Origin of the sequence: Marinomonas sp. S3726 (genome assembly GCF_000967665.1) — a bacterium.
GTDB lineage: Bacteria > Pseudomonadota > Gammaproteobacteria > Pseudomonadales > Marinomonadaceae > Marinomonas.
On the sequence record NZ_JXYC01000012.1, the window covers coordinates 275,296 to 290,397 of the forward strand.

At 38.4% G+C, this 15,102-nt stretch carries 12 protein-coding genes; 8 read left to right on the forward strand and 4 right to left on the reverse strand.

The annotated features are described in order from the left end of the window. Positions 1-177: 177 nt before the first annotated feature. From bhcD to bhcA, 4 genes are all read right to left on the reverse strand, one after another. Positions 178-1,164, reverse strand: a complete 987-nt coding sequence (bhcD, locus tag TW85_RS11845; RefSeq protein ID WP_046017318.1) for an iminosuccinate reductase BhcD — start codon at positions 1,162-1,164, stop codon at positions 178-180. Between the two features lie 67 nt (positions 1,165-1,231). Next, entirely contained in the window at positions 1,232-2,380 is a 1,149-nt protein-coding gene (gene bhcC, locus TW85_RS11850) for a 3-hydroxy-D-aspartate aldolase BhcC (RefSeq protein ID WP_046017319.1), read from the reverse strand. Between the two features lie 96 nt (positions 2,381-2,476). Beyond that, positions 2,477-3,448, reverse strand: coding sequence for a beta-hydroxyaspartate dehydratase BhcB (bhcB, locus tag TW85_RS11855; RefSeq protein ID WP_046017320.1), 972 nt, complete (start codon positions 3,446-3,448; stop codon positions 2,477-2,479). A gap of 39 nt (positions 3,449-3,487) precedes the next feature. Further along, positions 3,488-4,669, reverse strand: coding sequence for an L-aspartate--glyoxylate aminotransferase BhcA (gene bhcA, locus TW85_RS11860; RefSeq protein ID WP_046017321.1), 1,182 nt, complete (start codon positions 4,667-4,669; stop codon positions 3,488-3,490). Between the two features lie 312 nt (positions 4,670-4,981). On the opposite strand from bhcA, the gene TW85_RS11865 reads away from it, so the two are divergent. From TW85_RS11865 to TW85_RS11900, 8 genes are all read left to right on the forward strand, one after another. Continuing rightward, a complete protein-coding gene (locus TW85_RS11865) occupies positions 4,982-5,746 on the forward strand; it encodes an IclR family transcriptional regulator (protein WP_046017322.1) in 765 nt (254 codons plus the stop codon). A 139-nt stretch (positions 5,747-5,885) separates the two neighbouring features. Beyond that, on the forward strand, positions 5,886-6,317 hold the full coding sequence (locus TW85_RS11870; RefSeq protein ID WP_046017323.1) for a heme-binding protein: 432 nt from the start codon (positions 5,886-5,888) through the stop codon (positions 6,315-6,317). 260 nt (positions 6,318-6,577) lie between these two features. Then, positions 6,578-7,642 carry a linear amide C-N hydrolase gene (locus tag TW85_RS11875; protein WP_046017324.1) on the forward strand — a complete coding sequence of 355 codons (1,065 nt, stop codon included), beginning with the start codon at positions 6,578-6,580 and terminating at the stop codon, positions 7,640-7,642. A 225-nt stretch (positions 7,643-7,867) separates the two neighbouring features. Continuing rightward, positions 7,868-8,830 (forward strand): pentapeptide repeat-containing protein, encoded by a 963-nt coding sequence (locus tag TW85_RS11880; RefSeq protein WP_046017325.1) that lies wholly within the window; start codon positions 7,868-7,870, stop codon positions 8,828-8,830. A gap of 186 nt (positions 8,831-9,016) precedes the next feature. Next, entirely contained in the window at positions 9,017-10,288 is a 1,272-nt protein-coding gene (locus TW85_RS11885) for an aminotransferase class I/II-fold pyridoxal phosphate-dependent enzyme (protein WP_046017326.1), read from the forward strand. A gap of 378 nt (positions 10,289-10,666) precedes the next feature. Next, positions 10,667-12,550, forward strand: a complete 1,884-nt coding sequence (locus tag TW85_RS11890) for a methyl-accepting chemotaxis protein (protein ID WP_046017327.1) — start codon at positions 10,667-10,669, stop codon at positions 12,548-12,550. A gap of 481 nt (positions 12,551-13,031) precedes the next feature. Further along, a complete protein-coding gene (locus TW85_RS11895; RefSeq protein WP_046017328.1) occupies positions 13,032-13,397 on the forward strand; it encodes a VOC family protein in 366 nt (121 codons plus the stop codon). Positions 13,398-13,700: 303 nt separating this feature from the next. Then, positions 13,701-15,089: a hypothetical protein gene (locus tag TW85_RS11900; RefSeq protein WP_046017329.1), complete on the forward strand. Its 1,389-nt coding sequence runs from the start codon at positions 13,701-13,703 to the stop codon at positions 15,087-15,089. Positions 15,090-15,102 lie beyond the last annotated feature (13 nt).

Here is a 15,102-nt window from a genome sequence, read left to right on the forward strand (position 1 = left end):
AAAATAATTAATTTATTAATGATGTTTTTAAGAAAAAAATGCCCACTTAGGGAGTGGGCATAATCGCTACAAAATTCGACGCACAGTAGCCAAGGGAAATAAAACTGGATAAACAGTTTTGTGTGAGACTAAGCATAGGATTATGCTCAATGGAGCTCACAAATGATTCATAGAAACCTATAAATCAATAAAGTTAGCTTTACCTTGTGCTTCGGCTAAATCAGCAGCAGCTGAGGCAACAGCTAAATCTTGAAGACCAACACCTGTTCCATCGAACAAGGTGATTTCATCTTCAGAAGTACGACCTTGGTGGGTGCCATTAATGACTTCACCAATTGGTGTAATATCACTTATTTGAATCAATCCAGATTCGATAGCATGCTGAGCTTCACCTAGAGAGATAGATTGAGCTACCTCATCCGTAAATACAGTTGCAGCTGCTAATAAGTCTGCATCAACTTCCTGTTTACCTTTAGTATCTGTCCCCATGCACGCAATATGAGTACCTGGCTTAATCCAATCTTTTTGCATAAGTGATTCAAAAGCAGAGGTAATAGTGATGATAACGTCTGCTTGCGCACCTAGCTCTTCACGGCTTACCGCTTCGAATGGTAGGCCTAGTTCAACACATACTTTCTCAAGATTAGGTAGCATGTCAGGGTGGAAATTCCAAGCGACGACTTTTTCAAAATCACGTTGCTCAACCGCTGCACGTAATTGGAATGTTGATTGATGGCCTGCACCAACCATTCCTAAAACCTTAGAATCTTTACGGGCAAGGTGAGCAATAGATACCGCAGAAGATGCCGCAGTACGAACAGCTGTTAAATAATTACCACCCACAAGAGACTTAATTTTACCTGTGTCTGGATCAAACAAAATTACGGTAGATTGGTGATTTGTAATACCTTGCTGTGCATTACCAGGCCAATAACCACCTGCTTTAACGCCAAGCACCATGCCGTCGCGATCGAAACCAGATTTAAAGCCGTATAAAGCATCGGCATGACCGATAGCTTCACGAACAACAGGAAAGTTGTAGGCTGAATTTTTTGCCATAGCAGCGAACACATTCTCGACAGCAGTAAATGCTTCAGGTCGGCCGACAACTGCTTGGCATGTTTTTTCTGAAACGATTGATACACCTTTATTTTCAGTGCTCATAGTGATTCTCCAAGTAATTTATAGAACTCGCTAGCAGGTAGGATGCTAGCGAGCAAGGCTAGCCGTATTAGTAAGCTTTACCACGTGCAGAAACAGGCCATAGAGTTTCAACTTTGCCGTTACGAATACCAACATAGTAATCATGAACGTTACAGGTTGGATCACAGTGCCCAGGAACAAGTTTAAGTTTCTCATTCACTTTTAGGGCATTGTTTGGATCAGAAATTACACCATGCTCATCAGAGCATTTGATGTATTCAACATCGTCACGACCAAAGATGTAAGGAAGGCCACTATCAACAGATTGTGCTTTAAGACCTGCATCACAAATAGCCTTGTCTGTTTTAGTGTGGCTCATTACAGATGTTAGGATGAAAAGTGAGTTTTCGAATTCAGAAATACGCTCGCCATTTTCATCGTGGATACGTTGGTAGTCAGCATCCATGAATGCATAAGAACCACATTGTAGTTCGTTAAATACACCTGAGTTACCTTCAAAGTAGTAAGAACCTGTACCACCACCACCAACGATATCGCACTCCAAACCTTCTGCTTTAAGCATTTCGATTGAACGAGCTACCATTTCAACAGCGATGTCGATTTTCTCTTTACGGTCAGCATAGCTTTCCATGTGCTGCATAGCGCCTTGGTATGCTTGAATACCAGAGAATTTAAGACCAGGTGTGGCAGTAATTGCTTTTGCGATATCTACAACAGGTTGACCTGCTTGAACACCACAACGGCCCGCGCCACAATCAATTTCCACTAGGCATTCGATTTGTGTGTCGTGTTTGGCAACTGCAGCAGCAAGTTCTGCAACGTTTTCAATATCATCTACACAACAAATAGTACGAGCACCAAGTTTAGGCATACGTGCTAGACGATCGATTTTAGCTGGGTCACGTACTTGGTTTGATACCAATACATCTTTAATACCACCGCGAGCAAATACTTCAGCTTCTGAAACTTTTTGACAGCAAACACCACAGCTATCACCTAACTTTTCTTGAAGTAGAGCGATATCTACAGATTTATGCATTTTGCCGTGTACACGGTGACGAACACCCATGTCTTTGGCGTATTGCCCCATGGTTTTAATATTTTTTTCTAGTGCGTCAAGGTCAACAACTAGGCAAGGTGTTTGAATATCTGCTACGTCCATGCCTGGCAATGCAGGAACATCAAAACCAACTTCTAAATTATCTAATGTCGTCATTTTATTCCCCTATAGGAGTTAAGTAATGGTTTAACCTAGGCTTAAGCTGATGAGCGGAAAGTGCCTAGGTTAAAACAATTTTTTATTTGAATTGAATTAGTTGTTAAGCCAAGGAAGCTTGTCTAGGTCGACGTTACCACCTGTGATAATGACTCCAACTCGCTTACCTTTAAAAATTTCTGGGTTTTTCAAAATAGTGGCTAATGGCACAGCACTGCTTGGTTCGATTACAATTTTCATTGTTTTCCAAACCAACTTCATAGCATCTACAATTTCTTCTTCTGTTGCTGTTAAAATGTCGGTCACATGGTTACTGACAAAGTGCCAAGTTAAATCTTTTAAAGGTACTTTTAGACCATCTGCCACCGTGTTTGGTGCATCATCTGCAATGATATGGCCAGCTTTAAAAGAGCGGGCTGCATCATCCGCATTCAGAGGTTCAGCTGCATAGATTTTAACGTTGGGCGCCATGTTCGAAATGGTTAAACATGTACCTGAGATCATTCCGCCACCGCCAATAGGTGCAATGACTGCATCAAGGTTTTCAACCTGACTTAGCATCTCTTTTGAGCAGGTTGCTTGCCCCGCGATTACTCTTGGATCATTGTAAGGGTGAACAAAGTCAGCACCTGATTGAGCAACTACTTCAGCAAATGTCGCCTCTCGTGAGCTAGTCGATGGTTCACACTCGACAATGGTTCCACCGTAGCCTATTACCGCATCTTTTTTAGCTTGAGGCGCTGTTCTAGGCATAACCACAGTGACAGGAATGCCGCGTTGTCCTGCTGCATAAGACAAAGACAGTGCATGGTTGCCAGAGGAGTGTGTTGCAACACCAATTTTGGCTTCTTCGTCAGTCAAACCAAATACCGCATTAGAGGCACCACGTACTTTAAATGCCGCTGCTTTTTGCAAGTTTTCGCATTTAAAGAATAGTTCTGCACCTGTTTGTTCGTTTAAACGTTGGGATGTCAGAATAGGTGTTTCATGTATATATGGTTTGATTCTTTCATGAGCGGCAATAACGTCGTCATAAGTTGGGATCACTAAATTTTCTTCAGAACTCATGCTTAACCTCGCAATTCATCGGATTAAAGACCAGCGCGGTTAGGCGTTGGCTTTTTTAGCTGTTTTACGAAAATACTCTTGTGCTGCAGCAACACCTGCACCTAATTGGATCGGGTAATCAAGATCGGCCATAGCCATCTCAATGGTCGCCAATCCAGAAAGAACCATTACATCTGTTAAAGAGCCAAGGTGACCAATACGGAAAGCTTTACCATTCATTTCACCAAGGCCAATACCAAAAGATACGCCGTACTTATCAAATGCATGTGCAGTTAATTCGTTACTGTCAAAGCCTTCTGGAACATAGATGGCACTTACACTGTCAGACGCAAGTTCTGGTGTATTAGCGCATAACTTAAGGCCCCAAGCTGCAACAGCTTGACGAACGCCTTCTGCTAAACGGAAGTGACGTGCATAAACGTTTTCAAGACCTTCATCAAACAACATGTCTAAGCTTTCTTTCATGCCGAAGATTAACTGTAGTGGCGGTGTATAAGGGAAGCCGCCATTCGCATTCGCACCCATCATATCTCTGAAATCAAAGAAGGTACGAGGTAGATTAGCTGTTTCCATTGCTGCCAATGCTTTCTGGCTAACACCTAAGATCGCCATGCCAGTAGTCAGCATGAAACCTTTTTGCGAACCTGAAATCGCAATATCAACTTCCCAGGCATCCATTTCAAATGGCATAGAGGCTAGCGAACTAACGCAGTCAACAAATAACATTGCAGGGTGGTTCACATTGTTCATCGCTTTACGAACCGCTGCGATATCACTGCGTACACCTGTTGCTGTCTCGTTATGAGTTACTAGAACCGCTTTAATGTCGTGATTGCTATCTTCGTTTAATGCTGCTTCAAAAAGGTCTGCTGGTGCACCGTCGCCCCAAGGGCATTCGATTACAACAACTTCAAGTCCATGGCGTTGACAAAGGTCGATCCAACGGTGAGAAAACATACCGTAACGAGCGATAAGAACCTTGTCACCAGCAGATAATGTATTGCTGATAGCGGCTTCCCAACCACCTGTACCTGTTGAAGGGAATGTGATGACTTCGCCTGTTGTTGTGCCAAATACTTTTTTGCAACCTTCAAGTACTGGAGTCAGTGTTTCCACAAAGTTTGGTGATCTGTGGTCCTGAGTCTGAATGTGCATCGCATTTAATAAGCGATTAGGAATGTTAGTCGGGCCAGGAATGAAAACCGGGTTCTGTTCGGACATAGGAAATAACTCCATAAGGTTCATGTAAAAAATTTAAACAGCGTAAAAATACAACGATGTTTCTTGGTATGCATTTACCTTATAAATTTAATTCTACGACCGCAATGTGATGTGGTTTCATAATATGAAAACGAGGTTTTTTTAAGTCTAAATTTTTTAACTAATTGTTTTTTAACATTTATTTTTAAATAAATGTTAAAAACACTGTTTTCATAATGTGAAAGTACAATTTTTTCATTCGTTATATGGTTTTTATACTTTTTTACCCTTATATTCTTAAGCATTGTTCAGTTTTAGAGAATGGTAAGTCTTATGAATAAAGTTAAACCAGAATCACGCATACAGGTGATCGATAGAGCGGCTTTATTGCTTGATGCAATTTCACGTTACACCAAGCCAGTAAAGCTAAAAGTATTGAGTGCAGACACAAATCTGCATCCTTCAACGGCATATCGGATTCTTCACTCTTTAATTGATAACAAGTTTGTAGACCGTGATGCTGGTGGAGAATACAGATTAGGGCAGAGGTTGTTACAACTGAGTAATCGACAACATTCAGAGGTAGATCTTCGTGCTGTTGCTATGCCTTACATGGAAAAACTTAGAGATAAAGTAGGCGAAACGATTAATCTGACTATTCGAGAGGGTGACGTGGTTATTTATCTCGAAAAAGTGACGCCTAATCGCATGATGCATGTTCAACAGGTTGTGGGTTCACGTGCCCCTTTACATGTAACAGGGGTTGGAAAGCTTATGCTTGGTATGAGTGGAGAAGAGGGGATTCGCAGTTACGAACAAAGAACGAACCTTCCTGCATATACCAGAAATACCTTTTCATCTTATGACGCTTTATATGATGAATGCATGTCTTGCATTGATAGGGGCTACGCTTTTGACAATGAAGAGGCAGAAATAGACGTAGGCTGTATTGGTGTTCTTTTATACGACAGGTCTGGTGGTATCACGGCAGGTTTATCTTTATCAGCACCGATTGATCGAAGAAAAGATGAATGGATTGCTGATTTAGTTGAGGCAGGCAAGGCCATTTCAGCTGAACTTGGCTATTCAGCAGAATAATATTATTCATCGCGGCTAACACTGCTAAATGGCTTAACCATGTTTAGTGTCGGCCGTCTGAAGCCTCTAGTTTGAATACATACTTTTTATTTGAGACCAACACACTTTTTTTCTTTTTTTGTATTTAGGAGTAGAAGCTATGCTATCGGTTAATCGATTGAGTCAATCTGATGCAAATGTATTAATTGCTGGGGCGGTTAATAAAGCCAAAGAAATTGGTGTACCAATGTGTATTGCTGTCACTGATGAATCTGGTAATTTAATTGCATTTGAAAGAATGGATGGAGGGAAAATTCATAGTATCACCTTAGCGCAAGACAAAGCCTTTACCGCAGCCTCTGCGCGCAAAGGGACCCACGAATATAATGAAGCCTGTATTCCTGGTGCTGATAACCATCTATTTGGTATTCACACAGGGTTAGGAGGAAGATTGTGTATAGTGGGAGGTGGTTTGCCTGTCAGTGTTAATGGAGAAGTTGTTGGTGGTATTGGGGTGAGCTCTGGCGCACCAAGCCAAGATTTAAGTTGTGCTAAAGCAGGAATTGAAAGCTTTAATCATTCTTGCCTGTAATATTAGCTGTAATAAAAGAAAAGTGAGCCCTGTAATAGTGCTCGCTTTTTTTTAAGTGTTTTTTATGCGAGTCTACAGTTTTTAGAATAACGCTCACTTTTGCAATTTGATGCATTAAAATTGCGTTATTTTACTGTTTTATAAAGATAAAATTCATCAAATAAAAATGTAATATCCGGTAATATTTTTTGTAATCTCAGGGATGTAGTCTCGGATTTATCGATTTTGTAAGCAAAATCTAATAAATTAAAGGACTGCTTATGTGTACTCGCGTATTCAATAATTCTACCAACGATTTCCTCACAACCGCTCGAAATATGGATTGGGAAACTCCATTAACTACTCGTTTATTTTGCTTCAATAAAGGCTTGAGTAAGGTAGGTTGTAATAAAGTAACTAGCAAAACACTTAGATGGGAATCTCAATATTCGTCAGTGGTATCTATGATAGGCGATGGCAGTGAAAAAATTGCGAGTGAAGGGATAAATAGTGAAGGTTTAGTAGCCAATGCGTTATTTAATACCAGCGCAAGTTATCTCTCTAGTTATGCATCATTTGATAAGCAACTTGAAGTGACTCGCTGGGTACAATATGTATTAGATACTTGTAAGTATGTCAGTGAAGCAGTTGATAAATTTGCAGATGACAGTGAAATCAAAATTCAGTTAATTAATAAAAAAATGCCTGATAGTAATCAGGATGCCTTATTACACCTAGCTGTATCGGATATTTATGGCGACTCAGCTGTTATTGAAGTGAAAAATGGCATTTTTAATGTTTATCAAAGTGACAACTTTAAGGTGATGACTAATCAACCAGATTATGAAACACAAATCCTTTTAAATATGACTACTAGGTGGCAATGGAGTGATGAAAACCCAACACCTTCACAGGCAATTCCTGGTGGTCCATTCTCAGCTGATAGATTCCAGCGAGCGGCTTTCTATTTAAACAACCTAGCTGAAGCGGATTCAATGCAAGAATCAATTGCACAATCACGCTCTATTATTGCAAATGCCTCTGTTCCTCTAGGCTTTAATTTAAAAACACATGATATTTCTACCCCTGAGACTCAGTGGTCAAGTGTGAGTGATCATAATAACCAAGCCTACTACTTTTATAATAATCGTACTCAAGACGTTTGTTATTGTGTTTTAACGGATATTAACTTTGTTGATGATGTCTTACAGCTAGATCTGATTGAGAATAATGATGGTAAAGTTCAGCAGAACGTTGTCGCAGGTTTAATCAATCATAAGTTTAAATTGGGGAGTGATCCTTACCAAGCTCCAGTAGAGATGTTAGATAATAAGTTTATTGCATAATCCTGCTCTTCAAGATGGTCTAGGGAAGCTACTTAATCACAGCTTCCCTAGAAGTGGTAAACAGTGTCTAAATCACCACTTTGTTCGATATCTTTTCCTCCCTTTAATACTCCCTATCACTTCAATCATATTAATTTCGGTTAACTAACATTACACATCTCATGGTTTTGTAACTTTTAATAAAGTTTGTACGAGTAGTATGAAAAAGTTTCCTACACTTTGCGTATGAGCAAGTGTAAGTATGTTTGTACGAATGGAATCCAGTGTCACCATCATTCTGAAAATGATTCAAACCTGTGCTATTGGCATAATGACGAGTTAAAACAAGAAACTAATTTAACTCATTTATTAGAGCAAAGGGCGAAGGATAATTTCCCTATGTCTGGCTTTCAGCTTAGAAAAGCCAATTTAGAGGGTATTAATTTAGTACATGGTGGTCATAAAGAAGGGTACAAGCTTATTCATGCAGACTTGTATCGCGCTAATTTGAAAGAAGCACACCTTTTCGGCTGTAATCTCACCGGCACATCATTAATGAAAGCGGACTTACGCTATGCCAATCTTCATTGTGCAAAATTAGATTCATGTAATCTATTAGGCGTCAGGCTTGAAGGTGCTCGCTTAGAAGGAGCGACCTGGGGAAAAGAAATTATTCAAGAAAAGATGGCCAGAGAAGCAAAAACACAAGCAGAAAAAATGGACTACTGGCAGCAATCCGAAGAAATCTATCGCAACCTTAGAAAAGCCAGCGAGCAAGCTGGGCTATTTGAAACCTCAGGTCACTTTTTTGAACGTGAGATGGTTATGCGGCGCTATTTAATGCCTATGTTTTCTTCAAAACGGTTTTACTCTAAGGTTGTTGATATTTTCTGTGGTTACGGTGAAAGACCTATACGTGTTGTGATGTTCTCACTCCTCGCAATTATAACCTTTGGACTCTTATATGCTGGCATAGGTGTTCATGATGGTGAGGAGGTACTAAAGTGGCGAGCAAATTACACCTTCTCTGAGAATATTATGCAGCTACTGACATGCCTGTATTTTAGTGTCGTGACATTCACTACCTTAGGTTATGGCGATTTAACCCCGTTTGGACTATCTCGCTTTTTGGCGGCTATTGAAGCGTTTATTGGCAGCTTTACCCTGGCTTTGTTCGTTGTTGTATTCGTAAAAAAAATGACGCGTTAAATTATCGTTTAACTTTCCTCAATTTAGTTAATGCATTTATCTATTTTTACCAAAGTAAATTAAATATATTTCATTTCATCTTGTACCGTCTAACATTCCCTCATTTTGCTTTAGTATGATAATCTCGAAATTATCATACTAACTGATTGTTTTTAAAAATAAGCTAACTGACTTTTTGAGGCACAAATGAAACTGGAATCTATTGCGCTACACCATGGTTATGAATCTGAAGCGACTACTAAATCTGCAGCAGTCCCTATTTATCAAACAACATCTTATACCTTTGATGATACTCAACACGGGGCAGATCTATTTGATTTAGCTGTGCCTGGTAATATCTATACAAGAATTATGAACCCAACCACCAATGTTTTAGAGCAAAGAGTTGCTGCGATGGAAGGTGGAATTGGGGCTTTAGCGGTTGCTTCAGGTATGGCTGCTATTACTTATGCAATTCAGTGTATTTGCCAAGTAGGTTCAAATATTGTCAGTACTAGCCAGCTTTACGGTGGCACTTACAATCTATTTGCTCATACCTTCCCAAGGCAGGGTATTAATGTCCGTATGGTGAATGGCGATGATTACGAAGGCTTTGAAGCGGCTATAGATGAGAATACAAAAGCCATTTTTTGTGAGTCTATAGGGAACCCTGCAGGTAATATTATTGATATTGCTCGCTTATCTGAAATTGCTCACAAACATGGCATTCCGCTTATTGTTGATAATACAGTAGCTACCCCTGTTTTATGTCGACCTTTTGAACTTGGTGCTGATATTGTTGTTCACTCTCTAACGAAATATATTGGCGGTCATGGCACTTCAATTGGTGGCATTATTGTTGACTCTGGTAAGTTTGATTGGGTCGCAAACAAAGAACGTTTTGCTGTAATGAATGAGCCTGATCCTTCATATCATGGCGTTGTTTATGCCGAAGCATTTGCTGAGGCAGCTTATATTGGTCGCTGCCGTGTTGTACCACTACGAAATACTGGTGCAGCGATATCTCCTATGAACGCATTTCAAATACTGCAGGGGCTTGAAACACTCTGTCTTAGAATGGAAAGGCATTGTGAGAATGCAGAGCAACTTGCTCAATACCTATTACAACATCCTAAAGTGGATTGGGTAAATTATGCTGCATTAGAATCAAGTCCATATCAAGCGACCTGCCAAAAAATCTGCCAAGGTAAAGCGTCAGGTATTTTAAGCTTTGGTATTAAAGGTGGTATCGAATCCGGCACTAAATTTATTGATGCATTACAAATGATTCTTAGGTTAGTAAATATAGGAGATGCTAAATCACTTGCTTGCCATCCTGCTTCAACCACTCATAGGCAGCTTGATGCTGAAGAGTTAGCCAAAGCTGGTGTGAGTGAAGACCTAGTGAGAATATCTGTAGGCATTGAAAATATTAAAGATATTATTGCCGATGTAGAGCAGGCTCTTGATGCTTGTTAAGGCGTAATAAAAGCGTTTGATAAAAAACCTGCTTCGGCAGGTTTTTTTATGTCAAACAGTAAATCATAATGTAATTTTCGGATAAGAATCAGATATATAAAAATTAGAAAATGAGAGGAAATAATCGAGATTAAAAGCCCTTAGTGTTCAATTTAATGCTTTTATCTTCAAAAATTATTTAAAACATAGGCTTACCTAAAATTTAATGCGGGGTAATCTATCAAATGACATAACTTTAATGTATAAGTGTGTTGAGCTATATCAGCTTTGTGAATTGTTAAAAGTGCTAATTCAATCAATAAAGTTCACTTTAGAATCTAACTTTCTGCTGGACTAAAGCTGTTTGGGCCTTGTCTACGAAAATTAAAAGGGGGTTATATGTTGGCAAATATGAGTTTCAAACTAAAGTTAATTACCTTATTTGTATCTGCTATTTCGGGTTTTATTATACTAACGCTGGTGGCGTTAGATGGTTTGAAAATGTTGAATGAAGCAAATGCTGAACAAAAAATATTTTCAAATTTACAGCTTAAAACCGAACATGATTATGTTGGAATGATTCGACTGTCTGATCAATTGCAAGTATTGGATGAAAATACCGCTCAAAGCTTCATATCATTAATTCAAGAGCGTGAAATGGCGCTAAACCTTGAAAGCAATCAAACAGAGCAGGGCATATATTCTGATGTTATGCTGGAACAGCTGAATCAAGGTAAAGTGCTAAATCTAAATTATTATCAAGAACTAAAAGGCTTAGTTTTAGCAAAACAAGTGCTTGGCTTTAGCCAAACAACAGGTTTAAAAGCCAGTGTTGCCTCCTTAAGTGAGCAAATTCATGGTCAAATAAAGTCGGTAAGTTTTGTCCTCGCAAAATTTGATTTGATGAATAAAAAAGCGACAAACTACCAACTTGATTCTTCAGCTGAAAATCTCGAAATATTTATCAAATCCTATGATGATTACTTTGCTCGATTAAAGAACTTTGGTCTATTAAAAAAGTTTGGTGAATTACCACCAATTTACTTACAAGCTGTTAAAGATTACGGTGCTGCGAATAATCAATTAGAAAATTTGAGTGCTAGCTTTTCTGCTACAAAAAAAGCACTTGATGAACAAAGAGATAAGATTTCTATCATGCTAGCTGAGCAGGTTAAAAGAGCTGAAAAAGTATCTGCACAAGAATCTCAAATGGCGAGCTTTAGTTTAATTATTGCCAGTTTAGTGATCGCTGTATTTGCCTCAATTATTCTTTTTGCCATAGTGAAAAGTGTTAAATCAAACCTAAGGCATTTAAGTATCGATTTAGCAAAAGTTCAAGCTGGAGATTTAACTGCTAGAGCAAAAATAAATAAGAAGCGAAATGATGAATTTGATGCTTTGGCGACATCATTAAATGGAATGACTGATGGGCTAGGTAACGTGATATCAAACGTTGTACTAACTAGCCAAGATGTAAATGCTATGGTCAAAGAGCTAGATAATGCTGTTGCACACATTAGTGACAGCAATGGTTCAATAAGTAATCAAACAAGTACCTTGGCTACCGCCACTGAAGAAATATCCCAAAGTGTTTCAAGTGTGTTTAGTGTGACGCAAGATATGAAAGAGCAAGTGCAGCAAACTTATGAATCTGCACAGAATGGATCAAAAACCATTAAAGAAGTACTCGGTAATCTCGGTGAGACAGTGTCTATTGTGGGAGAGACAAGTGCGCAGCTTGACGAGCTAGGCAAGCTTTCAGCTGATATAGATGGTGTAATAGGCATGATTAATGAATTGGCTGGTCAAACCAATTTGTTAGCGCTTAATGCAGCAATTGAAGCAGCTAGGGCAGGTGATGCGGGACGAGGTTTCTCTGTTGTCGCTGATGAAGTTCGTTCACTTGCGAGTAAAACGGTTGATGCGACTTCTCAGATATCTTCCATTGTTGGCAGTATTCAAACCGCAACAAAAGCCGCAATTGATAAAATGGCGAGTAGCCAAGAAAACCTTGATGCCATAGAAAAGTTTAGTGAACAAGCAGAAATAGCTATGCATGATATCGAATCAAGTGCTCATAAAGGCTCTAGTGCAAGCATTGAAATGGCCGCTTCAATTGAGCAGGTGGCGCAAACTACCACAACCATGAGCCAAGATATGGAGCAAATTGCAACTCAGTTAAAAAATGATACTGGTGCAATTAATCGTATTGAAGATAATGCTCGTAATATTAGCGGCAAGGTAAGTTATTTAGCTGAACAAGCCGAAGTATTTACTGTTTAAGATGTGCTCATATACGTCTAACTCGTTGTAATATTTGGTAATACTAATGATAAGTCATAATGTTTAACCTAATCATGTACAAACAAGTTAATTGTCTTTGTACGATCGAACATTTAAATAGCTCGCCTGTGAGTTGCATGGAAAGCTCAATGAGTATGGAAATTAAATGTCTGATGGATGCAGTGGAATTAATTAGGTTACGCCTAATTAGGTTTAAATTGTTTATATGTTGATTTGGTTGATTTACTTTTTAGGCACCTACTTAGGTGCCTTTTTTTATGTCTAAAAAATGTGAATTAATAGAAATGAGTTTAAATGTGCAAATGCATAAATAGTATTGGTAATCATTATCGTTTTGGTTATTCTAAAATCCAATCGGTAATATGAATCAATTCAGGATGATGGCGCTTTATTAATTGTAGAGTGAGCATGAGCTTTATTGATGTTCATTACTACTCTCAAGTTTAATAAGGAAGCTAACATGGCAAATTTATCTGTTATCGCTCTCAAAACCTTTGTTCCCTCAAAAAACTACACACAATCAAAAGCCTTTTATTCTGAGATCGGTTTTACAAAAGCATCTGATACTCAAGGTGTGGCTTTTTATCATTTAGGTGACGTTAGCTTCTTGTTACAAGATTTTTATGAAAAAACATTAGCTGAAAACCTAGTAATGCATTTATTAGTTGAAGATATAGGTGCATGGCATCAAAACTTAATTGAGTCAGGTGTTGTAGAAAAATATGATACTAAAATCACTGATATCACAGAACAAGAGTGGGGCATGTTAGATTTTATTATGCTGGACCCAAGCGGTGTTATGTGGCGCATTGCTCAGAACTGTTAGAAAAATGAAGGAAACGTTAAGAGTCCTTCGTTAATTTATTACCTTCAAAGGGCTTCATTTAATAATAAATAAAAAGTCTAATATTTAGGTTTTCTAAGTATTGGTTAATGAGACTTTTTTGCCTTGTTAAGGCCAGGCCTCAATTAAAAAGGTAAAAAATACCCTCTCAGTTTTACAAATTACAATGATTGATTAATTAATGAAATGGCCAAGAAATAACCAAAAATATAGTATGTCCAACTTATATATAAAATTGATTGATAACGCGTTATCGAATTAAGGTAAAAAAATAAGGAACATACAATGGTTAAACGATTTAACGCCTTTTTAGTGTTTTATTTTTGTATATTTTGCATGTCATTATCAGCCGAAACGCTTGAAGAGTGGGGGATAAGAAGTCTTTCACTACAAAATAGCCTAGATAATGATGCACCACTCAATCAGTCAACTTGGCCAGGTACGCACAACTCTAACTCTAATAATGACGACGATGATATTCATAGTTCTGTTTTAAATCAAAGTCGAGGATTAAAGGAGCAGCTTGATGAAGGTGTAAGATCTCTTGTACTTGATGTTCATTATACTTGGAGTGAGGTGCGTGTTTGCCACAACAATGTTGATATGTGGGGAGCCTGTATTGAAAACTTTACTGGCAGTCGTAAATTTGAAAATGCATTATCAGATATTATTGAATGGATTCAAGACAATCCAAATAATGTGATTCTGTTGAAGCTTGAGATGATGGCAAGCGCTGAAGACAACATAAATAAAGTGATTAAAAAAGTTGATGAATTTGATGACTTTTATTTTATGCCAAATTCTCTAAATGATGTGAGTTTCCCTGACCTGAATGGCAAGGGTTGTAAGGATCTCCCTTCAAACTTAACAAAATCTAAAGTGCATGCTTCAGGTAAAAAAATCATCCTCTATACAGATAAATGCTATGAGAATACTAAGACCAGTGATCGTATTTTTTCATTAGGTGATGTTGAAAATGCTAAAGATGAATCTGACATTATTAATAAAGATAAGTCTTTGATTATTCGTGTTAAAGACGGTGCTACTAAATCTGGCAACTCTGATCCGAGCATGTTGCCGAGTAACATTGTCAATTATATGGATGAAGGGATCAATATCATCGAGACATATGGTTATGGTGCAACAGGTTCACAATGGAAGAAACAAGGGGAATACCCTATATCAGCTGATGATTTAGTTTGGAGCTGGGATAAATATGAGCCATTAAGTACTGTAATTGATGGTACTGCTGCAGTGCTTTCTAGTGAAACTGATAAATTTCAAACGGAACAAAGCGCCCATTTACTCAGACCCGCTTGTCGTAAATTGGTAGAAGAAGACGGTACCAGAGCGGAATTAAATTGGATCGTTGCGCCAGATATGGTGAGTTTTGATCAAGCTGAAAGTGCTTGCTTGAGCGCAGGAAACAATGAATATTATTTTGCGACTCCAAGAAATAAAATGGAGTTAAATGCATTAATTAGTTATCGCAATAAATACAATGCAACGGATGAAGCCATATGGCTCAATTATCAAAAAGTCTTTGGTGTTTGGATGGCTGACATAGGAGAGGCTGATGATCAGATGAGTCTTCTTTGTCAAAACCAAACGGCTAAGGTTTGTAGCCAACTAGATCATTATCAAAACCTCATTAATGACAGTACTGACTTTTAGTTAGTTGCACCCT

Excerpts from the sequence above, each read along its gene's own strand:
- TW85_RS11880 (WP_046017325.1), top strand. The coding sequence starts at position 7,868 with ATGAGCAAGTGTAAGTATGTTTGTACGAATGGAATCCAGTGTCACCAT.
- TW85_RS11865 (WP_046017322.1), top strand. The coding sequence starts at position 4,982 with ATGAATAAAGTTAAACCAGAATCACGCATACAGGTGATCGATAGAGCG.
- TW85_RS11895 (WP_046017328.1), top strand. The coding sequence starts at position 13,032 with ATGGCAAATTTATCTGTTATCGCTCTCAAAACCTTTGTTCCCTCAAAA.
- TW85_RS11875 (WP_046017324.1), top strand. The coding sequence starts at position 6,578 with ATGTGTACTCGCGTATTCAATAATTCTACCAACGATTTCCTCACAACC.
- bhcA (WP_046017321.1), bottom strand. The coding sequence starts at position 4,669 with ATGTCCGAACAGAACCCGGTTTTCATTCCTGGCCCGACTAACATTCCT.
- TW85_RS11900 (WP_046017329.1), top strand. The coding sequence starts at position 13,701 with ATGGTTAAACGATTTAACGCCTTTTTAGTGTTTTATTTTTGTATATTT.
- TW85_RS11890 (WP_046017327.1), top strand. The coding sequence starts at position 10,667 with ATGTTGGCAAATATGAGTTTCAAACTAAAGTTAATTACCTTATTTGTA.
- TW85_RS11870 (WP_046017323.1), top strand. The coding sequence starts at position 5,886 with ATGCTATCGGTTAATCGATTGAGTCAATCTGATGCAAATGTATTAATT.
- bhcC (WP_046017319.1), bottom strand. The coding sequence starts at position 2,380 with ATGACGACATTAGATAATTTAGAAGTTGGTTTTGATGTTCCTGCATTG.
- TW85_RS11885 (WP_046017326.1), top strand. The coding sequence starts at position 9,017 with ATGAAACTGGAATCTATTGCGCTACACCATGGTTATGAATCTGAAGCG.
- bhcD (WP_046017318.1), bottom strand. The coding sequence starts at position 1,164 with ATGAGCACTGAAAATAAAGGTGTATCAATCGTTTCAGAAAAAACATGC.
- bhcB (WP_046017320.1), bottom strand. The coding sequence starts at position 3,448 with ATGAGTTCTGAAGAAAATTTAGTGATCCCAACTTATGACGACGTTATT.